The organism is Paenibacillus sp. IHBB 3054, assembly GCF_051594305.1.
In the GTDB taxonomy this organism is placed as follows: Bacteria; Bacillota; Bacilli; order Paenibacillales; family Paenibacillaceae; genus Paenibacillus_AQ.
On record NZ_JBOFBG010000002.1, the window covers coordinates 137,705 to 160,042 of the forward strand.

Consider the following 22,338-nt stretch of genomic DNA (forward strand, 5'->3'; position numbering starts at 1 on the left):
GTCACAAAGCGGACTCCAGAGATGTTATTTTTCATTCCCAGCGCCATTTCGCCGTTTTTTCCGGGAATAACAGCTATACGGTCCGTAAGAAAGACATTCCGGACTATTATTATAGAATAGCGGCTTTACGGTCCGTTAGCCGGTCTGGTAACACAGAATGCTATATCGTTTGAGCTTGGACAGCAGTCGCATGAGTTGCGTCAATCGTATCAATCGCATCATCCACGTCAGTCACGTCAGTCACGTCAGTCACGTCAGTTGCATCAGTTGCATCAGTTGCATCAGTTGCATCAGTTGCATGAGTCGCATCAATCGCATCATTCGCATCATTCGCGTCAGTCACACTTTTCACATCAGTCACATCAGTCGCATGAGTTGCATGTGTTGCATGAGTCGCGTCAATCGTATCTGTCGCATCAATTCTCGTCAGTCGCGACTTTCACATCTGTCACATCAGCCACGCCATTCGCAGCATCCATAACGTCAGACAGCAGCCTCGCATCACTACCCAATCTGCCTGATTACATTACCTCTCCCTTAGACAGCATGATGTTAAGAATTGTCGTATCCGTTGCGGCAAGGCCTTCCTGGACCAGCCTCTCCATGTTGCGGATCGTATCTTCCACCTCTTCAAAAATCACCCCATCCCTATCGGTGGGCGAAATATTGTTCATGGCCAGCGTAGCGGCCTGAATTGCTGCATTGGTAGCCGTGGAGATTTTCAGCGCGCAGGTGGATTTCGCACCGTCGCAGATCATCCCCGACAAAGAGGCTATCGTATTCTGTATCCCGTGCTTAATCTGCTCCAGGCTCCCGCCCATCAGATAGATAATCCCGCTGTTGGCCCCTACTCCGCCTGCGATGCCCGATCCGCATAGCGGGGACAGACGCCCGATATAATGTTTGACATGGACGGTGATCAGGTTGCTGAGGGCCAGTGCCCGCGCCAGCGTCTCCTCGTCTTTGTTCATGAGCTGGGCGAGCTCAATCACCGGCAGCGTACACGCTATGCCCTGATTCCCGCTGCCTGCCGTCGTCATCACCGGCATTGCACTGCCGTCCATCCGTGCATCGGAGGCTGCAGCTGTAGCAGCGATAACCTTGTTGGCCACATCATTGCCAAACAGATTGACCGCCGATTGCTGCAACATTTTTTTACCCACCTGCAGCCCGTAATCGCCCCGCAATCCCTCATCGGAGATGGCCTTGTTCATTACCGCGCCTTCCAAAAGAAACTGAAGGCTGGAGAAATCGACAGTCCGGACGAACTCAAAAATTCCGTCCAGGGAAACCGCATAAACCTCAGGGTCTAATTCCTCGGATCCCTCGCAATCCGCCTTGTCTTTTGGCAGATCAAGTGCGATCCCGTCCTTGGCCAGAAAGATCACATGCGTATGCTCTTTGGCAATAATCGCTGTAGCTGTGTGGCTCTCACTGTGTACCCGCGCCTCAATATACAGTTTCTCGGGCGTGTTTTTCAGCTCCACTTCAAGCAGCTTCCGGTCAATGATCTCGTTGGCTTTTTTCAGCTCTGCCTGGGACAGCCCTGACAATATCTCGAGCTTCTTATGGGACCGGTAAATCACCGCCCCCAAGGCAGCTGCGATAGGCAGACCGCTTTGTCCGGTACCCGGAATGCCTACACCCATAGCATTTTTAATAATATTTCCGCTAAGAAACAGCTGAATCGACGTGATTTCTTCCTGAACCAGCTCCGCTGCTAAGGAGACTGCATAAGCGACGGCGATCGGCTCCGTACATCCCTCCGCCGGAACTACTTCCTTTTTCAAAACATCCAATAAATTAACCATGTTCGATATCACCATTTCCTCTTGTTGTCGGAGCATTTCTTATATAGTACAGGAATAATGCCGAGAGATCGACCCTTCTTCTCTGGAAATTGTCCGTTCATGCCATTTCTCTGGCGGGTTTAACCTGTTTGGCATTGCAAAAAAGCAGCAAGCCCCAATACCACGATGGTATTAAGTCTTGCTGCCTATTGTTATCCTATGTGTTTCCAGAACTCCTTATTTGCTCTCCACTGCATGGCCGCCGAATTCGTTGCGCAATGCGGCGACCACCTTGCCGGTGAACGTATCGGTTTCAAGCGACCGGTAGCGCATCAGCAGCGCCATGGCGATGACCGGTGTCGCAGCCTGCAGGTCAAATGCCGTTTCCAGCGTCCATTTGCCCTCACCCGAGGAGTGCATAATCCCTTTGATCTCGTCCAGCTTGGCGTCTTTGGAGAAGGCGCGTTCTATCAGCTCCATCAGCCATGAGCGGATGACGGAACCGTTGTTCCACACGCGGGCTACTTCTTCAAAGTTGAAGTCATAACCGCTTTTCTCCAGCACCTCAAAACCTTCGCCGATCGCAGCCATCATGCCGTATTCAATCCCGTTGTGCACCATCTTCAGGAAGTGGCCGCTGCCGGACTTTCCGGCGTACAAATACCCGTTCTCCACAGAGGTATCACGGAACAGCGGTTCGACCACTACCCAGGCTTCCTTGTCTCCGCCAATCATATAGCAAGCGCCATTGCGGGCGCCTTCCATCCCTCCGGAGGTTCCTGCATCCAGGAAGTAGATTCCCTCCTTGCTCAACGCCTCATGGCGGCGGATCGATTCCTTGTAGTGTGAATTTCCGGCCTCGATAATGATATCGCCTTTGGACAGCAGCGGTGTAAGCTCAGCAATGACAGAATCGACAAACTGATGTGGAACCATAATCCAGGCAACCCGCGGGGTTTCCAGCTTATTAACAAGCTCGGAGAGACTTTTCGCCATAGCTGCACCTTTAGAACCCATCTCCTCCACCGCAGCGGCATTCACATCAAACGCTACAACTTCATGATCGTGCTCCAGCAGGTTCTGGCCCAGATTGAAGCCCATTTTCCCTAAACCGACTAATCCTACTTTCATTAGATATCCCTCCGAAAATTATTAATTGGATCTTATAAAAACAAGTGCGCAAGTAGTTACAAAGGGCAGAATCAAGCACCCGGCCGGATGGCCACAGGATCGATCTCATGAACACCATTCGGCTCATGCTGCTCCGCAGGGAGCTCATCATCCAACCACCAGTGGTCCTCTCCAAGCAGCTCATCGGCCGCATCCGGTCCGTAGGAACCCGCAGCATACGAATGAAGCGGCAGAGTGCCTTCCTCAGTGGCTTCAATAATTGGCTGCACCCACTGCCAGGACAGCTCGACTTCCTCCCAATGGGCAAAGAAAGTAGCATCTCCAAGCAAAGCATCGTAAATCAGGTTCTCATAAGCTTCCGGCAGATCCGGATTACCGGATTCATGCTTAATGCTGACCGGCTCCAGCTGCCCGTGCTGGCGCGGATTTTTGGTGTTCAGCTGCAGTGAGATGCCCTCGCCGGGACCGATTTCGATCACCAGCAGGTTAGGATCAAGATCCAGCTTCCCTCTGTTTTTGTTATGCAAATCATTAAACGGTTCTTTGAACTCTATAACGATTCTTGTTGATTTCTCTTTCATCCGTTTACCGGTACGGATATAAAACGGCACCTCACTCCATAATGGATCATCAATCCAAAGGCGGGCCGCGATATAAGTCTCATTCTGCGAAGAAGCTTCAATTCCCGGCTCGGAAGTATAGCCGTCTACCTTGCTGCCCCGGATTTCACCAGCCGCATATTGTCCACGGACCACATGCCGGGCCACGTCTTCTTTCAGCAAAGGTCGCACCGAACGGATCACATGCCGCTTCTTGCTGCGGACATCTTCCGGCGTACTGCCCTTGGGAAGCTGCATCGCCATCATCATCAGCAGCTGCAGCATATGGTTCTGGAACATATCGCGCAGAGCGCCGACTTTGTCATAATAACCTGCCCGCTCCTCTACCCCAACCGTCTCAGCGGCTGTAATCTGAACATTGGCGATGTAGCGGTTCTGCCACAACGCTCTCAGCACCGGGTTCGAATATTTCAGTACTTCAAGATTCTGGACCATCGGTTTACCCAGGAAGTGGTCGATCCGGAAGATTTCCTCTTCGGTAAAAGCTGCATTCAGGCTGTCATTCAGCTCCCGCGCCGATTTCAAATCTCTGCCGAACGGTTTCTCGATGATCAGGCGTTTCCAGCCTTTGATGTCACCTAGTCCGCTTGTGTTAATGTTGCCGGCAATCGGCCCGAAAAATTCAGGACCTACAGACAAATAAAACATCCGGTTCTCCGGAATGTTCAGCAGTTCCTCACGGCGCTGCACATGCGCCAGCAATTTCTTATAATCCTCCGGACGTCCAACGTCCAGCACGCTATATTCAAAAGCCAGCAGGAAATCCTGCAGCTCCGCCGATTCTTCTACCTTCCGCCGGGAAAAGGTGCGCAGCGAATCCAGCACTTGCGCCTGGAAAGTTTCGTTACTGAGCTCTCTTCTGCCGAGACCAATGACCGAGAGAGGACCGGAAAGCTTGCCATCTGCGAACAAGTTATATAATGCAGGGTATATTTTACGTTTTGCCAAATCTCCTGTGGCGCCAAAAAGTACAAAGGTTGATGATTCCACTTTCATTCCTCCCGTTGTTGTCAAATGTTTATGAGGTTACTTATTATTACTCGCAAACTTTTATAACACCCATCATACGACTGCAAAAAGTATTCGTCAACCTCATTCTGACATTTACGAAAAGTACTTATTTTCACGAACTTTTTACTATGCTATAGTAAGGAGGATATTAATAATAACTTTGAGGGGTGGGAAAGGCTATGAAGCAGGATTTCAAACCGTTGCTCGCCAAGGTGGAACATGCCTATCATATCATCGGGAAGAAATGGGTTAATCTTATCATCCACGTTTTAATGGAAGGACCCAAGCGCTTCAGCGAGCTGCATGCCATCATCCCGGATTTAAGCAAACGAATGCTGAATGAACGCTTGAAGGAGCTTGAAGAGTGCGGGTTGCTAAATCGTGTGGTCATCCCGGACCGCCCCGTAAAAACGGAATATTCGTTAACGGAAAAAGGGCAGGAGCTTGGAGCAGCACTCTGCCATGTGGAGGTATGGGCGATGAAATGGTTATAACTCCAACCCCTTACCGTAAAAAAAGAGGGAGTACCCAAGCCTTAACGGCTTCCGGTTCTCCCTCTTTTCGGGTTACTATTGTTTGCAAATGTCTGTTAATTGTTAATTACTGTTCAGATTGTACTCTGCCAGCACGTCTTCCGCCGAAAGCGTATTGCTATAGACCTTCAGTTCGTCGATTAACCCTTTGAACGGTGGATTCCAGTAATTGATGCCCAAAGTGAATACGGCATTCTTATTTGTAAACACATCCGGGAAGCCCGTGCCGGAGAATTTCTCCGATCCGTTGAAGTACACTTTGACTTCACCTTCACGTACTGTAAAAGCGACATGTGTCCACTCATTCAGCGGGATTAGCAGACCGGTTAAAGCATCATACCAGGCCGTTCCTGACCAAAGCAGCGTCTGGCCGCCGGCATTTTGCAGGACCAGGCTGATCCAGCTGTCCATGGTGCTTGCACCGAAAAAGGTGGTCGTGAAATCCGTCAGCTGCGCGGGATTTAACCACATGGAGACAGAATAGGTACTGCTGTTCAAAAGCCCGTCAGGCAGCCGGATACCGGATGTACCATCGAAGACAGCCGCCTGTCCGGCAACACCTGTCCCATAGGTAATGCTGCCGACCGTTGCACTGTCCACTTTGTCACCGGTTACCTTGCCCGCCGCAGACAGCTGCAGCGAATCCTGCAAATTGCCGTCAAACGCATAATAAGCTATTTGCCCATCTGTAACCTTCACTTGATAGCTGGACGTAACCGTGCTACCATCTGTCGCCTTTGCAGTAATACTTGCATCCCCGACCTTCAGAGCCGTTACTACACCTGTCACAGCATCGACAACCGCAACCTCGGGAGTGCTTGAGCTCCACTCCAGCTGCTGGTTGCCGGCATTGGCAGGCAGTATGCTGACCACCGGGGTATAACTGTTGCCTGCAGCTACTTGTTGGACTGCTCTACCGAAGGATATCGAGGTCACCTTCGTATCCGTTTCCGGCTCACCATTCACCAGCCAGCCCACGGCTTCCGGTGACAATGCTTTTTCATAGACCCGGAACTTGTCAACCAGGCCCTTGTACGGGATATCCCAATAGTTGACGCCGAGGGCAAACACGCCGGAATCATCTGTAAATACGTTGGTAAATCCGCTTTTCGTCGATTTCAGCACACCATTCACATACATTTTGACTGTGCCGGCATCGTAGGTAAAGGCCACATGTGACCATTCACCTGCCTTAATCTGCAGGCCCGTATCCGCATCCATCCAGGCCTCGCTGCCAAACCAAAGTCGGGTGGTTGCGACACCGTTGCCGTATGGAAGCAGACTGATCCAGTTCGTATCGGACTTCGCTCCGAAGAACACAGTCGTAAAGGCTGTCAGTTCATCCGGATTCAGCCACATGCCCACGGAATAGGAGCTTCCGGAAATCAGGCCGTTTGGCAAACGGATGCCGGAGCTGCCATCCAATTGTGCTGCCTGTCCGTCTTCACCGCTTACATAAGTGATCGTACCGCCGGTGTTGTTCACCCGGTTCCCCGTTTCCACCCCCGCTTCAAGCCGTCCGCCGCTTTCCTCGAGATTGCCCTCAAAGTCATAGGCGCCAACTAAACCGTCCTCCAGTTGACTGCCGCTAAGTGCTACAACACCTACTGTGAAGGTTTTGGTAGCGCTCGCCTTGCCAAGCAGAATCGTAGCCGTCAGTTCCACAGACGTGTCACCACTGCCAACCTCCGGCCGTGTTACCTTCCCGTCATTTCCAACAACGGCTTCATTGGACGAAGACCAAGTTATCGCAATACCGCGTACACCTTCGCTCGGCAGGGTTAGATCCTTGTACACTTTACTTGTGTTGCCAAGTGTCAGGCCGCTTGAAGCATTGGCCACCAGTTGCTCATCGCTCAGTGTTTCCAGCGCACTGCCCCAGACGGCAACACCTTGATCCGACATGGCAGTGAAGGTCATGACATGATCTTGGCGCGTGGAATCCCACAGCTTGACGAAGACACCTTTGTACAGCCGTTCAACGGCAGTGCCGTTCTGTGTCTCGTTGATGAGCAGATCGGCATAATAATCGTCTTTCAGTTTCCAGGTCCCGTTCACCGATCCTGCAATGGTTCCGTCTGCCAGGAGTTCAATATCGGCGCTTGATTTGATTTTGGCGCTGATATCCTTGCAATGGTTGATGAACTGGTAGGTACCGGCGATGTCTTCCGCCGCTACTTTGCCGATAGTTTCGCCGGAGTAACGGTGCGCCGCGACCACTGGCCAGCCGTCCTCATTCATGAACATCTGATGTACGCGAAGCTCATGAGCTTCGCCCCGGTAAGGGAACCGGGTATGGAAGAAGTTGAACGTCTTCCCGCTGTCTTCATCGTAATATACCGAATTATGGCCGGATGAGACATAGCCATAGACCGGGAAGTCCGGATCGCCGTTCACGTTCGTGAACAGGAAGTTGCCCAGCAGCTTGTTGCCGTATGCCGAGTGGTCACCATCCGTGGTGAGCACCGCATCCTGCCCTGCTGCATCCTTGTAAGGACCGCTTGGGCTGCTCGAACGGAACTGCCGCATACTGTAGCCGCCATCTGCCGCAAGACCGCCATAGGTTACATACAGATAGTAGTAGTCCGTATTTTTGTCGTACATTACATACGGGCCTTCACCGGATTTATAATTGCCTCCCGAGATTTTGGTTCCAAAATAGCGGTCGATGATTCTGCCGTCCGCTGTCGTCCCGTCTTCTCCCGGATACTTGGGCTCACCGGTTGCAGGATCAACCTCCAGCACGAAAATCCCGCCCGACCATGATCCGTAGGTCATCCACAGCTTGCCGTCCTTATCATAGAACAGCGTAGGGTCAATTGCGTTTGTGTACATTTTATTGTTATACGTACCGTCGGTATTAAACCAGGCCGGATTCATTGCCTCTAGTATTCCATCATCAATCAGCGTCTGAATGTTGGTATTCGTCCATTTTTTGTTGACATCACTGTTCGCATCATAAGCTTCGCCTGCCGTGAAGCCGGAATACAGCACGGTTCCCCCGTAGGTGTAAGGTCCTTTAATATTTTGCGAAACGGCGTAGCCAATGGCTGAACGAATATAGGTGGAGGAAGTGGAATAATACATCATATAAGTGCCCTTGGTTCCATCCTCGTTAACATAGTCCTCATTCCAGAAAACATCCGGTGCCCAAACGGAGAAACCGCCTTTGCTGTCGGAATCGTTCTCCCCGGCCCAGGCGAAGGATTCCGCCAGATTCGCGGAAAGATCACCGTAGAGTACATTATCTGGCGTTTTATAGCCGTTGGTGAAAGTGCTCCAATTCATCAAATCTTGCGACTCAGCCGCCTCAATATGCGAACCGAAGACATAATACGTATCGCCATCCTTCACAACTGAGGGATCATGCACGGATACATTGCTGAACACCGGCGCGGTCGCTTCCGGCGAAACCACCGGTGTAGCCGTTGGTGACGGCGATGGTGTCGCACTTGGTGTCGCACTTGGCATCGGACTTGGTGTCGCTGTCGGTGATATCGGGGTCCCTCCCCCGCTGCCCGCAGTCGCTGTAGCAGTAGCCGTTGCCGCTGGTGTTTCCAGCTTGATCAGGGAGCTGTAGACCGGGTCAAAAATCACTTTGCCGCTGCCGTGGACAGTAATCTGCTCCTTCACGCCAACCTTCAGATTTTTAATCTCTGTGCCCGCTTCCACGCGCAGTCCCGTCTTACGGTTAAGCGTCATGTCAGTGATGCTGCCTCTGTTTAATACCAATGTCGGCTCACCCAGTGCATTCACGACTACTGAGTCGAAGCTGCCGCTAAGCGATACCACCGAATTTTTGGACAATGTCTGTTCCACTGTAATTTTACTGAAGCCCGTCCCGGTTGCCGCTGCATCCTCCTCAAGCTTGACGCCAGACTGAACAATGACGTCCGTTACAGCGCTGCTGCCTTTGGCTATGACGCGCAGCTTTCCGTTCTTTTTGTTCACCACCAGCCTGGAAGCCGTCGAATTGCTCATGACAACGCTGTTTTCACCACCGCCAGTGACAACTATTTTGCCTGCGACCTTTACGTTGTCGAGGGTAATGTCCCCTTCAGCAATCCCTTCGGTGAGATACAAGTTGCCCGCAATGCTGGCGTTCTTGAGCTCCACTCCGGCAGTGCTGACAACAACGTTCCGGGTAGTCAAATCGCTGTAGGTTCCGCTCTTGAGGATGATTTGCCCGGACAGTTTACTGATTAACCGCAGTGCCTCAGCTCTCGTTACCGCTCGTTTCCCCTTAATGCTGCCATCCTCGTACCCGCTGAGGAAACCGTCTCCCAGCAAAGTAAGTACAGCTTCCCTGCTCCACTCCGGCAGCTCCGCGGCATCCTTCGGCGCGGCAGCGGCGGTTGAAGCATCAAGCTGGAACAACCGGTACAGCATCACGGCCGCTTCCTGGCGGCTGACCGTTTGGGCGGGACGGAAGGTCCCGTCGCTGTAACCCGACACAAAACCGGCCGATAGCGCTTTCATAACATCACTATAATAAACGCTTCCTTCCACAACATCACTAAACCTGCTCTCGCTCAGAGTCTGCAGATTAAATACTCTGCCTACAAGTGAAACCCACTCTGCGCGGGTGATATTCTGCTCCGGTTTATAAACACCGTTCCCATAACCCGTGAGCAGACCATTATCTACCCATGTCTGAAAATCATCCTGTGCCCAGTGGCCTGTATAGTCAGGCACTGAGATTTTGGTTGTAAGCTGCCCCGCCTTGCTGTTATCTTTCACAGTCCCGGAAGCCGCCATGATCGGCGAAGGTACAAGCAGCAGCAGCGCAAGAAACGAAGACGTTAGCTTACCAGTCATCTTGTTCAAATGTGAGATCCTCCGATTCTAAAAAATAGTCATGCCTGGCCTTGCGATTACAATATCAAGAAATTAGCGGACTTCTTTCTGGTATGCGGCACCTCCCCTTTTATCACCTGCAAATAAAACGCTTTCATGTAGTCATTAAAAAAATGTTCTGCCGTAAGGTTTGGTTTATTTTAGATAAACAAAAACTAAAATATCATAAGTCGGCTTGAACGGTTTTATTTTAACGGTACAATCGGCAATTAGTCAATTAGAATTTTATATTAAAATAAATCGTTTTATATTTATGTTGATTATAAACTTCAGCAAAATAAAAAATATGAAATGAAACGCTGTGATCCGCTTCAGGCTAGCAAATGTATGTATATCACTGCTACAGGAGTCGTTGACGTGGGAGTGCCTATGATACAATAAGAACACTAACGAAAGCCAAAATGTGGAGGTGGAAGTTCGTGTCAAAGTTTGAAACAACCGGGGTCATCACGGCGAATGTGTACAAGGTAAGCCCGGAGCAGAAAGAACAGCTGAATCTTCTGGCAGAGGAGCGACTTCAAAAGGCACGTGAGGAGGCAATACCGAATATTCTCAAGCGGTACGAACAGCGGCAGGAAGAGATCCGGCAGTTAAAGGATTCATCGAAGAAATAAGCAAAGACCGATGACAATTATAGATCGAGTCGGCATAAATGATAACGGAAACATTCATGTCATCAATATATCAAAGAAGCCTGCAAGCACAAATGCGCATGCAGGCTTCTTTGGGAACTATCCATGTACAAAATCCAAAAAACGCGAAGATTGCAGTCCGCTTGCTTACCGCAAGCAATGGAAGTCCTTGAGTTAATTCACTGCGGTAATCCGCAAGGCCATATACTGCTTATTAGGCAGCTCGATGCGGTAGTCTCCTCGTACTAGCTCCTGCACAGCAGTGATGGTCATATTCCATGTATCGATAATTTCCAATCCGGTAATCATGATCGGGTGGCAAAATTAGCTTCTTAAAGGCCGGCCGCTGATTGCCGTAGTAATAGAGATAATATTCGCCCGCCTTCCCTGCGCCTCCATCCAGCATGGGCATGGGGAGCGGGTCGATCCCCTCACCAGGTCCCTCCTCCATGATACTGCGGAGGAAGGAGATCCGCTCCGCACTGTCCCCGTGAAGTTCTCCCCCATGAGACCACCATAAAATATCGCCGGGATGCACATAGGTTTCGCCATGTCCGGCATATCCGCCCCGCACCGCCGCCTCCCAAAAACGCCGCACTAGCTCCTGGGCTGTGATATTCCCCCAGTCATGGTTGATATTGCCCTCATAACAGCATTCATCAACAACTACCGGCTTGCGGTAGAGATTGCGCCATTCCTTGACCCGCAGAAGATCGGGATGCTGAATACTGCAATGAGTCACCCACGGTTTGCCGTGATCATAGAAGCCCTGCCAGTTATGATTGGAACGCAAATGCTGGTATGGATCAAGCTCCTGCACCAGCTGAAAATAATGATCCCAGTCTTCCGTTTTTTTCGCCCGCATCAGATTATGCTCATTGGCCATCGACCACCAGATATTCCGGAAAGCCGCCAGCCGGGCAACGACATAACGCAAATAGAAGTCATCACTTTCACGGTCCATTGTGGAGAAACCCCAGCGGTCATACGGATGGAAAAGAATAATATCCGCCTCAATCCCCAGCTGCTGCAAATCCAGAATACGCCGCTCCAGATTGGCAAAAAAGACGTGATTAAATCTGCGGAAGTCCCAGCCCCCGGATACAGAGCCCTGAAAAGCATAGTCTGCTGGATCAACCCGATTATAGTCATAATGCTTGGGGAAAATGCACATGCGGATTTTATTGAACGGCCCGGACTTCAGCGTTGCCAGGGTCTGTTCCTGCAATTCTTCCCTCTGATGAGTCCAGGCATAGCAAGTAGTGCCGAAGGAGAAATGTGGCGAGCCATCCGCATAGGCAAAATGGTATTGATTGCTCACACATACCGGCCCATGGTTACCTTCTCCAGCTTCCACGCAGACAAATTCTCCACTGATACCATCCAGCTCCGCAATGTTGCTGCGGGTTCTATATGTCCAAGTCCCCACGGTGTCAGGCATGAAACGGATTTTATAGCGCCCTTCACCATCATAGAAACCATCTGGCCGGAGCACGCGGTTGTTGTATTTAAACTCGGCGGTCAGGTCAACATTCACAAATGGATTGCCGCTGCAAGGCCCGTTCAGTTCCAATTCAAACAAACCCCAGCGTTCAGCTTCCTGTTTCATTCACAAGCCCCATTTCCTCTTATTGCCTACGCCATTATCCTTCCAGTGCTTTATATTCAAAAAAGTCAAAATACGCCTTTTTACTCTGCTGGTCCAGGTCCTGGGCGCAGACTCCTGCATAAGAGCCGGTGAACCCAAGTTTGCCGCCGTATTCATCGGACAGTGTGCCGAAATCAAGCGGTGTACACATCGCTGTCCAGACCTCTCCATCCGGGGAAGCGTAAAAAACGATATCCCGCCCGTTGATCTCTGCCTTGAGATAGTAGCGCTCCCAATCCTTCACCGAGATTTGCATGGAGGAGATTTCATCGTATTTACCGGCTCTGCACAGCACAACGCCAAGGCTTACGCCACGGATCTCATCGGCAGTTACCCGCAAATAATAATAGTCACTGTCATCGTAATAAAGTACCAGTCCCGCCATTTCCATCATGCTAACAGGACTAAACTCCATACAAGTGGACACCCTGCAGGCAAAATGCTGGATCGGGCGGGCGATCAGACTCTGATTATGCAGGGAAGCCAGCGATTCTCTGCCAGTCAGACGCAGAAAACCCGGACGCTCCGTCAAGCTGACCCATGAAGGATCAAAAGGAATACGAAGTCCCTGATAGGGATACCCCAGCTCTTCGCTGTCGAACTCATCGCGTTCCGGCAACGCTTCAAAGGGATACGGCGGCAGATCCGGCGCCTCTGTCACAAGAGCAGGCAGCTTCCCGCCATGCGCCAGCCGCAGCCAACCATCTTCGGTCCATACACAGTGCTGGATCGCCGTCTCTCTGCCGAGCGGATTCATCGTCCCTGTCCCGGGAATCGGGCGTGTGCACAAATGGGCCATATACCATTCGCCATTCTGTGTTTCCACCAGTGACCCATGACCGGCCTGCTGGAAGGGATAGGTCAAGTCATGGGCGGTCGTCATTATCGGATAATCGGGATCCGTTTCATAAGGACCGGTCAAGCTGCGGCTTCTCGCCATGGTGACCATATGGTTCACACCTGTGCCGCCTTCAGCAACAAGCAGATAGTAATAGCCATTGCGTTTGTACAATTGCGGACCTTCCGTAACTCCGGTCGGCGTCCCTTTATAGATTTCGTGCACCGGACCGGTCAGCTTGCCGGTTGAGAGATCATATTCCTGCATAATAATACCGGAGAAATTGCTGTGGCTCTTGCGGAAATCCCAGTGCATATTGAGCAGCCATTTCCGGCCGTCTGTATCATGGAACAGAAAGGGATCAAATCCGCTGCCGTTCAGCCGGACCGGCTCACTCCATGGCCCCCTAATATCGGGCGCTGTAATGAGGTAGTTATGCAGATCCTTATACACACTCTTGCGGGATTTCACATCCGTAAACAGTAAATAATACAACCCGTTATCAAATGAAAGCGCCGGTGCCCAAATGGAGCCGGAACTTACGTTGCCGCGCAGATCAACCTGCGAAGACTCCGTCAGTACACGGGTAAGCGAGTGCCAGTGAATCAGGTCGCGTGAATGGTGGATCTCGACACCCGGGAACCATTCAAAAGTAGATGTAGCAATATAATAATCATCCCCAACCCGTAAAAAAGACGGATCGGGATGAAAACCGGTCAATACCGGATTCACAATCGGTTGCACCATAAATTCTAAACCTCCAGGGATGATTGGATTGTCTATTTAAATTTTGGATTTACAGTTAATATTGTAGCGCTTGCAGGAGTTGAAAGTTATAATGAGTTATTATAAAATGTTTGTATTTTGTCATGATGGAGGAACTATGAAGCAGCTGTTCGAACCTGTTATTTTCACGGACCACAAGTCGCTGATCTGGGACTATCAGCTATACACCGATGACTATTACAAGGGCTACTACCACTGGCACCAGTGCTGCGAGATCATGTATATCCACAGCGGTCAGGGCAATGTTGTCGTCAATCAGCAAATGTATGATATCCGCTCCGGCATGCTGTTTTTTTTCCAGCCTTATCAGCTGCACCGGATTTATTCGGAGGTCTCTGCGGAATGCCCATTTGTGCGCAGCATTTTCTATGTGGATCCGCATACCGCTGAGAATCTGCTGAAGGACTTCCCCAAGCGCAAGGCGCTCTTCTCTGCCTTATGGCAGGGCAAGAACACCTATTGCGGGTTTGATCTCGGCAGTCAGAATGAGGCCATACAATGGATTTATACCCAGTATGATCAGTGCCGGACCCATTCCCCAGTGGAAGATTCCGAGGATATTACAATGCTGCTTACGCAATTACTGAGCTGCCTGGGAACCGGCGGCAACATGTTGATCCAACCGAAGGAACGGCGGAATCTCCGCTATTCCGAGCAGATCATGAACTGGATCGAGGAGCATTACCAGGAAGAGGTGAACCTCGAGCAGCTCGCAGCGGAGACCCATTTATCGAAGTCTTATGTCTCGCGGATCTTCCACCAGGAAACGGGAAGCCGCCTGGTCGACTATCTGACCGCCCGGCGGATCAAGCAAGCCTGCCGCTTGCTCAGCACAACGGACATGCCTGTGGAGCAGATCGGTATCAAGGTGGGTTTCCCGAATGCCTCCTATTTCAACCAGCTGTTCAAAAGAGTCCTCTGCACCACTCCCCTAAAATACCGGAAGAGTAATTAACGGGAATCTTCACTTACAAAAACAATATTGCGCGCATATTCATTGATCAGCATTAGGTCTGTGCGCGCCTCTCCTATCACTTCGCCATTGATCTGCAAATTGATAAAAGATACACCGTCTACGCCCCGTTTTCCATCGTATCCATAAATACGGGAAGGTTGGATGTCAGCTCCGTCATAACGGACATTGCGGAACGTAATATTTTCGATGCCCGAGCCCGGTTCCGGATTATAATCCTTGTTCATCACCACACGCAGATCCAGCAGCTGACCCTGCTCTATCCGTTCCACCCTGATATCGCTATACAGGATATTCCGCACCATATTGCGGTCCCCGGCATTAATCGCCAGTGCTCCCCAATAATTCTCCTGAGGTTCATGATGCTCCAGAATATCGATATTCTCGAACACAATGTTCTCGATCAAATCCCCGCTCCGCTGGTGATCTCCATGGGTGCCAATCATCAGCGGATGAGCCACATCGGCCCATAGAATGGAGTCCCGTACGCTAATGTTACGACTGTCTCCATAGAAATCCCATCTGGAGCCGTAAATGGCGATGCAGTCGTCGGAATTCCGCATGAAGACATCACGGATGTCAATATCGCTGCTCGCCATGATGTCGATTCCGTCGCTCCAGCCCCGTGTGCTGAATGACTTCAGGTTGTTGATCGAAATCTTAGCAGACTGCCCGATAAATACACTGTAATGCGGCGGGTCAATGACGGTAATTCCTTCCACATTCACCCGTTGCGAGAAGACAATTCGTACACCGCGAAAAGCCGAAAACCGGTGGAAATCCGCCAAATAAATGACACCCCGCCCGTGGATGGTTACATCCTCTACTCCTTCACACACCAGTGAACCTACTAGGACTGACCCTCCGGCAAGATATACGGTCGTTCCCGAGGGCACCGGAAATGCCGTTTCTTCGATGTAATGGGTGCCTGGTGCAAAATAGAGTGTTTGCGGGGTTCCGCCTCCGGCCTCTCTGGTCGTTTCGAGCAGGCTTAACAGATCGGGAGTCCGGTGAATGCCCGGCTGAATCAGGTGCACGCTGGCATACCCAGGCTGAGGCACATTTTCCTCCTGCTCATTCGCGAACAGATGCAGATTACGGAAACGGTCGCCGTTTATTTCCACCGAAAGCTTTTGCGGGCCGTTCAACAGGAATGAGAGTTTGCGGCCATCCTGCTCAAATTTGATATTTCTTGCTGCCGGAGCAATATTCACATGAGTAATTTCTGTATAGAGACATGTAATTTCCACTTCAGCCACACCCTGCAGATCAAAAAAAGCGAGCGATGCCGGGCGGACCTGATGCATGTCCACTTTGACCTCGTAAATCAAAAGCGGCTGCCATTCCCCTCCAACCGGACGAACCTTAACCCTGAAATCCTCCCTGAGCGGTATGTAATTAGGAGCGTTATAAATTTGCACTTGGTTCATTGACCTGAGTCCCCCCTGTAATTTTCCTATTCATATTATAAAGTTCAGGGGCCGCACAAGAGTTTGGCAACGTTATAAGGAAATGTTTATATTTTGTCGCGTTAGCAGTAGTTGTGGAATTCGCGAATGATCTTTATTCAGTTATTATCATGACAATATTTCGATATTTTTGAATATCAAATCGCAACTTTGACAATACGGATAGCGATATACTGGGGGCACATCTAAACATTGGAGGATTCGCGATGAGTAAAACGTATTGGCAGGAAATCATGGACAGACTCGATACAAAGGTAACGCGCATGGTGGAGCAAATCGGCGGCAAATGCCCGCATTTCGCCGGAGCAGACGGCAAATTTGACGATATCGGCTCAGACTGGTGGACGACGGGCTTTTGGCCGGGCCTCCTGTGGATTATGCATGATATGACCGGAAAGGACCTGTACAAGGAGGCCGCCTGGCATTGGGACGGCACACTCGAGGAATGGTTTGTTAAACCGACCGTTGAATTGCATCATGATGTAGGTTTTCAATTTCTGCCGACAGCCGTAATCAAGAATACTTTGACCGGAGATGAGGATGGGCTGCGCAGAGGACTTGAGGCCGCCAATTTCCTCGCTGCACGCTACAATCCGGTGGGCAAATTCATCCGTGCGTGGAATGAGGATAAATACGGCTGGGTAATTATCGACTGCATGCTGAATATCTCTCTGCTGTTCTGGGCGAGCAAGGTCAGCGGCGATCCGCGGTACAAGCATATTGCTGTGAGCCATGCCGAAACGGCGATGAAATATGGCGTCAATGAAGACGGATCGACCAAACATATTCTCTCCTTCGACGCAGAGACCGGAGAATACATCGAGAACTTTGGCGGACAGGGTTATTCCGCCGAATCCTGCTGGAGCCGCGGGGCAGCCTGGGGACTTTATGGCTTCATCAACACTTACCGCCACAGCGGGGATGAGCGTTTTCTGGATACGGCCAAGCGGATTGCCCATTATTTCATCGCGGCATTGCCTGAGGATCAGGTGCCGTATTGGGATTTCCGTCTGGAGGATGACAAGCGGATGTTCAGAGACAGCTCGGCTGCATCCATCGCTGCCTCCGGATTGCTGGAACTCGCTGAAGTTGTTCCGCCCGGTGAGAAGAGCCTTTACGCTAATGCTGCAGAACGGATCTTGCGCTCGCTGACAGAGAACTACGCCACCTGGAACCAGCCGGAGCATGAAGCCATTCTGCTGCACGGTACGGGCAGCGGAACCTCCTTCATCGACGTGTCACTGATTTACGGGGACTACTACTATGTGGAAGCTGTCTCGAAATTGAATGGATGGAAACATCGCATTTTCTAAGCTTGAGAATGAAGCATGTGACCATAGAAAACGCCTTGCTCTCCCTAAGAGGACAAGGCGTTTTGTATTGATACGTACAGTTTATTTATGCTGAGTATTCGCTTCATTGATCAGTTTTTCAGCTTCTATTGGAGTTAACTTTCCAGCTTTCACCTGTCTTTCGCAATAAAGCTTTATTGCAGCCAGCAATTCTTCTTTGGTGTCATAGGGCCCGATGTCTGATGTATTTCCGTTGTCATCGGAAATTGTCATTCCGTGGGCTGAAGATACCTCTATTTCTCCAGGGTTATACGACAATATCACGTCATCTTTTCCATCCACCGATTTTGAGACCTTCACACCCTTCTTAATATCCTCCAATATTCCTTCATACATGGCGATGGCCTCATTAACCTTCTTGGGGGTCCATTCATACCAGCCGTCGGTCGGATTCCAGCCTTTTCCGCCGATGATCGTTTGCAGCGATTTCTTTTCTTCCGCAAGCCATGCTTTATATTCTTCATAGGTCCACCATACAACCTCTGGCGTCGGATTTGCTTGTTCATATGCTTCTTCACTCGTCCACGTTTTCCCGTCATTGATACTGATTTGAACTGCTCCAGTTTCATCGCTATAGGAATAAGCAGTACCAGACGACTGACCCGCTGTGTCAGGCTGGCCCTCGGAATCATCCGAATAGGCGAAGTCTTCATTGTCCGCAATACCGAGTTCCTTTCTTTTCTCAGCGAACTCCTTTTGCAAAGCTTTCTTCTCGGCTGTTGTCTTGCTGAACTCTTCCGGGCTCCGCTTTTCGATTCCGGCCAGTTTGCCATTCTTATAGACTGCATATACATCTACAGTTCCATCCATCATGGACTGGCCGACTCCCGCCTGTTCATCAAAGAAATCACGGACTTCTTCATTTTGATACATTAACTCGTGGCTTTTTGCATCATAGACCAGACCGTAGGGTTCATAAACCGCCAGCGAATTATCACCCAAAGCACTGCCAGAAACCGGCTTAGCAGCACTGGTTGCAAAAGCAGTGACTGTACCCGCAATCAGCAGCAATGCAGCTGCAGATCCAAAAGCTGTCGTTTTTTTCATTTTCATAATCGCAATGATCCTCTCTTCAATTGAATTTTTACTGAAGCTATTGAATAACGGAGTCACCTTGCTTTTCTTCTCCTCCATCCCAATCAGCGTCATAGCATAAGCCGCTTTTACGGGTTCCCCAAATGTCCGCACGACGGTTTCATCACAGGAGAGTTCAATATCACGATTGACCAGGATATACATCACCCACACCATTGGATTGAACCAGTGCAGGCACAGGCCAAATGTCAACACCAGCTTGGTCAATGCATCAAACCGCCGGATATGCACAAATTCATGGGTAAAAATATACCGCAGCCTCGTTTCATCAGTCCAATCCATATCTTTAGGCATGAGTATTACAGGGTGGAGAATGCCATACGTCAACGGCGCTTTGATTTGATCCGATTGCCTGATTTGTACCTGCCGGCGCAGGGGATGTGCCTGCAGCCAACGGGCGGTAAAATCATTCCCGACCGGCAGAGAGGTTTGAAACTCCCTGCGGCATTTAATATAGGTCACGATAAAAAACAGGGCAAAGGCACACATCCCTAGCAGCCCAATGATGACAAGAGGTGAAATGGATGCTGATGCCGATCCCGATGACGCGACATTTCCAATTGACTCCGCTGTCCCTGAAAAATTCACGGTATGTAAGATTCTTGCTGCTTCCGCAGGAGGCGGAGTTGAGGATGTTGTCCTAAATACCCGCTCCAGCTTCTCTAAACCTGTGTAGAAGCTGAAGGGAGACGGGATCGAGAACGGAATAAGCAAACGGCAGAGCACCACGCCCCAAAGTACGAGAAACGTTTTCTTCGGGAGCTTATGCAAGGTTAGCGCACGAACAACCACGATCGCAATAATGAGTACAGCCGCGGTCAGGCTCATTTGAAAAACATCCATCAGCCAGCTCATTTCAATTGCTCCACGAGCTGCTTGAGTCTTGCGATCTCCTTAGCGGATAGTTTCTTCGTGTTCAAAAGGGAAGCAAACAACATCTCGGTGGAGCCGTCAAAGACCTTGTTTATCAACTCAGCTGTTTCTTGTTCCTGTACCTGTTCTTTAGGGAGAATAGCCCGGCAGAGAAAATTAGGTTCAAGCCGTTCTATGGCACCCTTGTCGATACATTTCTTGATCACAGTGTAGGTGGTATTCTTGTTCCAGCCCACTTGCTCACTCAGGACTTCAGCAAGCTGCTTGGCGGTTATAGTCCCTTCCTTCCATAAGACATCCATCACCTTGAGCTCAGAGTCAAAAAGTTTAATTTGAATATGGATCATCTCCTTTCAGACTATTGCAATAGTTTGTAAGTTCATACTACTACGATAGTCTGCACATTTCAAGACTACTGTAGTAGTTTTTGGAAATTTTATTTCTCTTACAGGATTTCCGTATTTCAAAATGACTAAAAAGCGGTCACCCGGTCATGATCTAACCGGAGGACCGCTTATTCTGGTATTCCCTATATCAAATACTCGCCTTGTGCTTGTGCTGGAGCACTCCGCTTAGTGTTCATCCAGCCACAGGATAGCTGTTACCCCGCGAGGATAATATTTGCTGCCGGTAATTTCCCCGGAGATGATCTGGTCGCTCCAGCTCCAAATGGAAAGCTGCGGATGCGTGAGCCATTCCACATGCGCCCGGTCCGCTTCCCGGCCGGCTTCATTCCATTCCAGCCCAAGAATTTGTCTGGCGATAAATTGGCAGAGATACACTTTGCTCAGCCAGCTGTTGTTGCTGGTAGAGGAGATTTTCCAGCCGCCGTTCTCGAACAGGCAGACACCCTGCACAAGAACCGCCTCCAGATGCCGCTCCAATGCCGCGATATAAGCGCCGAACCGGCCTCCGCGTTCCAGTGCTTCCTTGCAGCCTGTGAAATACGGGAAGACCAGACCTTCAATCGCCGGGATGATCTTCGAATCATTCCCTTCCCCAATCACTGCCGGGATATAACCATCTTCTGTCACGCTGGCAACAATAGTTGCCGCGCAGCGTTCTGCTTGAGCTCCGGCTGTTTCTGACAGTTCCGTGTTTCCATTCTCCCGGAAAATCTTCTCCATGGCCAGATAAGCCGCCCAGCACTTCCCGGCAAGATAGATGTTGTTGCGGGCCTGGCCAAGCGAAACATCCAGGCTGTCATAGGTGGTAATTTCGGCACCACCCATTGTGCGCGAGCTGTCGAGGCCCATAACTCCGTTTCTCTGCTCCGGGTCCGGATGATCGCGGTTCAGCATACTTTGCAGGCAGCTCTCCAGCACGGTCAGATTCCGCTCCATCCAGGAAAGATCGCCTGTATGCTCCAGGTAAACGGCCGACGTAAGAACCCAGTTGACCAGCTGTTCATGAGTCATATGCGAGAAGCAGCCGTCAATGCCGTACATCTCATAGGCGGAATAACCGGGACGTGATACAGCATTTGCCACCCCCATATCATGGGTAAAGCTGAGACCTCCAGGGTACTCCGTTTGGTCGCCAGGGAAGCGGACCGTATCGACGTAGCTGAATCTGTCTACGAACATATCCAGCTCGTTGCGCACCGTCCATGGATTCATCTTCAGTTCATAGAACAGCTGATCGACGGTAAGGTCGAAGGTGTTCATCATCCGGTATTCGCCTTCATTTACGATCCAGAACGGCTTGCCCTTGTAGTCCAGCAGCTGCGTCGAGCCGTAATAGCTGCGGATAGCATGGGCCAGCATAAAGGTCTGATCCCTACTAAGGCCGGTGTTTTCCAGCAGGCTGTTCGCCTGCAGCGCCTGCTGCTTCAATTCATCAAAATGCGACAACGCATATTCCGCCACGGACTCCACATTGCTGAAATAGCGGTTGTAGTAATAAGAAGCATCCATACCGGAGGTAACGTAACCTGACCGGTGGAAGCTGACAGCGAAACGGTAGGTCTTCCGGACACCAGGCGGAACATCCATAACAAGCGCTCCTACCCGGCCAAGGCCAAAGGTCCAATTCTCCTCCAGCTCCGACAGCAGAATATCCTCCAATTTGAAATGCATGGCCGACCTTGCCGTTCCCTGCTCTGCGGCAATCGCCACAAATCTTCCCTGACCGACACCGGCAAGCTCTGCGGAGCAATCATCCAGTCTTCTCATCGCACTATAGGGATCGTTGCCCTGGAAGCCGAAAAATGCACGCCGCTCAACTTCACCGGCAGTGTTATCTACTTCAAATTCCACCAGCAGTGCCGGCAGCAAAATCCCCTTCAACTCTTCTTCCGAAGCCGTCTCCGGGTCCGGCACGGACCGCACCGGCGAATAAATGCGAAAGGTCAAATCACCGGCCTGCCAGCTGTCTGTAGTCAGCTTGAAATCCCGGACAATTTCCCCGTCCGCAAACGGAAAGAGGATCCGCGGCTTAGACGGTTTAGGATCAGGATTCTCGATATCGTAGCGCTTGCTCTCATCCTCCCCGTCATGCTCGTGAAACGGCAGCGTATCAAAGCCGCTGCCATCCTTCCGCTGCAGTCCGATAAATATATTCTGTCTGGGCGGCTTCCCGGCTTCCAGATCAAAGCCGCCTCCCGCACCCTTAAATCCTAATGTAAAGCTGGCAAAAGAGCCGATCGGTGAATGATGGGCGTTGAAAAACTGATTCTGCGGCATATCGTAAAAACACTCCCTCCAGGCTGATTCCCGGCGGCGGCCGGGC

Annotated in this window: 15 protein-coding genes and 1 pseudogene; 4 read left to right on the forward strand and 12 right to left on the reverse strand. The window is 50.6% G+C overall.

Translation table 11 applies throughout. From position 1 onward, the window contains the following. Positions 1-160 precede the first annotated feature (160 nt). The 4 genes from ACQ76X_RS04315 to zwf form a co-directional block, all read right to left on the reverse strand. Complete coding sequence (locus tag ACQ76X_RS04315; RefSeq protein WP_438491813.1) at positions 161-361, reverse strand: hypothetical protein; 201 nt, start codon at positions 359-361, stop codon at positions 161-163. A 160-nt stretch (positions 362-521) separates the two neighbouring features. Then, complete coding sequence (locus ACQ76X_RS04320) at positions 522-1,811, reverse strand: L-cysteine desulfidase family protein (RefSeq protein ID WP_438491815.1); 1,290 nt, start codon at positions 1,809-1,811, stop codon at positions 522-524. 216 nt (positions 1,812-2,027) lie between these two features. Then, a complete protein-coding gene (gene gnd, locus ACQ76X_RS04325) occupies positions 2,028-2,921 on the reverse strand; it encodes a phosphogluconate dehydrogenase (NAD(+)-dependent, decarboxylating) (protein ID WP_438491817.1) in 894 nt (297 codons plus the stop codon). Between the two features lie 71 nt (positions 2,922-2,992). Beyond that, positions 2,993-4,531: a glucose-6-phosphate dehydrogenase gene (zwf, locus tag ACQ76X_RS04330; RefSeq protein WP_438491819.1), complete on the reverse strand. Its 1,539-nt coding sequence runs from the start codon at positions 4,529-4,531 to the stop codon at positions 2,993-2,995. Between the two features lie 200 nt (positions 4,532-4,731). On the opposite strand from zwf, the gene ACQ76X_RS04335 reads away from it, so the two are divergent. Next, positions 4,732-5,046, forward strand: a complete 315-nt coding sequence (locus ACQ76X_RS04335) for a winged helix-turn-helix transcriptional regulator (RefSeq protein WP_038593196.1) — start codon at positions 4,732-4,734, stop codon at positions 5,044-5,046. A 102-nt stretch (positions 5,047-5,148) separates the two neighbouring features. Here ACQ76X_RS04335 and ACQ76X_RS04340 read toward each other — a convergent pair whose 3' ends face one another. Next, complete coding sequence (locus tag ACQ76X_RS04340) at positions 5,149-9,903, reverse strand: LamG-like jellyroll fold domain-containing protein (protein WP_438492101.1); 4,755 nt, start codon at positions 9,901-9,903, stop codon at positions 5,149-5,151. A 458-nt stretch (positions 9,904-10,361) separates the two neighbouring features. On the opposite strand from ACQ76X_RS04340, the gene ACQ76X_RS04345 reads away from it, so the two are divergent. Continuing rightward, positions 10,362-10,556, forward strand: a complete 195-nt coding sequence (locus ACQ76X_RS04345; protein ID WP_438491821.1) for a hypothetical protein — start codon at positions 10,362-10,364, stop codon at positions 10,554-10,556. Positions 10,557-10,748: 192 nt separating this feature from the next. Here the strand turns inward: ACQ76X_RS04345 and ACQ76X_RS04350 are convergent, their stop codons facing one another. The 3 genes and pseudogenes from ACQ76X_RS04350 to ACQ76X_RS04360 form a co-directional block, all read right to left on the reverse strand. Next, positions 10,749-10,883, reverse strand: coding sequence for a DUF5605 domain-containing protein (locus ACQ76X_RS04350; protein WP_438491823.1), 135 nt, complete (start codon positions 10,881-10,883; stop codon positions 10,749-10,751). 1,147 nt (positions 10,884-12,030) lie between these two features. Beyond that, positions 12,031-12,183 (reverse strand): annotated as a pseudogene (locus tag ACQ76X_RS04355) (DUF5060 domain-containing protein); the annotation flags it as partial. Between the two features lie 34 nt (positions 12,184-12,217). Next, the gene (locus tag ACQ76X_RS04360; protein ID WP_438491825.1) at positions 12,218-13,807 is read right to left on the reverse strand and encodes a glycoside hydrolase family 43 protein; all 1,590 of its coding nucleotides are present in this window, start codon (positions 13,805-13,807) and stop codon (positions 12,218-12,220) included. Between the two features lie 91 nt (positions 13,808-13,898). On the opposite strand from ACQ76X_RS04360, the gene ACQ76X_RS04365 reads away from it, so the two are divergent. Beyond that, the gene (locus ACQ76X_RS04365; RefSeq protein WP_438491827.1) at positions 13,899-14,801 is read left to right on the forward strand and encodes a helix-turn-helix domain-containing protein; all 903 of its coding nucleotides are present in this window, start codon (positions 13,899-13,901) and stop codon (positions 14,799-14,801) included. On the opposite strand, the gene ACQ76X_RS04370 is transcribed toward ACQ76X_RS04365, so the two are convergent. Beyond that, positions 14,798-16,249 carry a glycosyl hydrolase family 28 protein gene (locus ACQ76X_RS04370; RefSeq protein WP_438491829.1) on the reverse strand — a complete coding sequence of 484 codons (1,452 nt, stop codon included), beginning with the start codon at positions 16,247-16,249 and terminating at the stop codon, positions 14,798-14,800. The genes ACQ76X_RS04365 and ACQ76X_RS04370 overlap by 4 nt on opposite strands. A 245-nt stretch (positions 16,250-16,494) precedes the next feature. Here ACQ76X_RS04370 and ACQ76X_RS04375 point away from each other — a divergent pair, with 245 nt between their 5' ends. Beyond that, positions 16,495-17,601: a glycoside hydrolase family 88 protein gene (locus ACQ76X_RS04375; protein WP_438491831.1), complete on the forward strand. Its 1,107-nt coding sequence runs from the start codon at positions 16,495-16,497 to the stop codon at positions 17,599-17,601. An 81-nt stretch (positions 17,602-17,682) separates the two neighbouring features. Here ACQ76X_RS04375 and ACQ76X_RS04380 read toward each other — a convergent pair whose 3' ends face one another. The 3 genes from ACQ76X_RS04380 to ACQ76X_RS04390 all read right to left on the reverse strand — a co-directional run bounded on the left by ACQ76X_RS04380 (position 17,683) and on the right by ACQ76X_RS04390 (position 22,292). Further along, the gene (locus ACQ76X_RS04380) at positions 17,683-19,590 is read right to left on the reverse strand and encodes a M56 family metallopeptidase (RefSeq protein WP_438491833.1); all 1,908 of its coding nucleotides are present in this window, start codon (positions 19,588-19,590) and stop codon (positions 17,683-17,685) included. Beyond that, positions 19,587-19,955 carry a BlaI/MecI/CopY family transcriptional regulator gene (locus ACQ76X_RS04385; RefSeq protein ID WP_438491835.1) on the reverse strand — a complete coding sequence of 123 codons (369 nt, stop codon included), beginning with the start codon at positions 19,953-19,955 and terminating at the stop codon, positions 19,587-19,589. Before ACQ76X_RS04385 ends, ACQ76X_RS04380 begins: the two co-directional genes overlap by 4 nt. A gap of 225 nt (positions 19,956-20,180) precedes the next feature. Continuing rightward, complete coding sequence (locus ACQ76X_RS04390) at positions 20,181-22,292, reverse strand: glycoside hydrolase family 52 protein (protein WP_438491837.1); 2,112 nt, start codon at positions 22,290-22,292, stop codon at positions 20,181-20,183. Between the last annotated feature and the right edge of the window lie 46 nt (positions 22,293-22,338).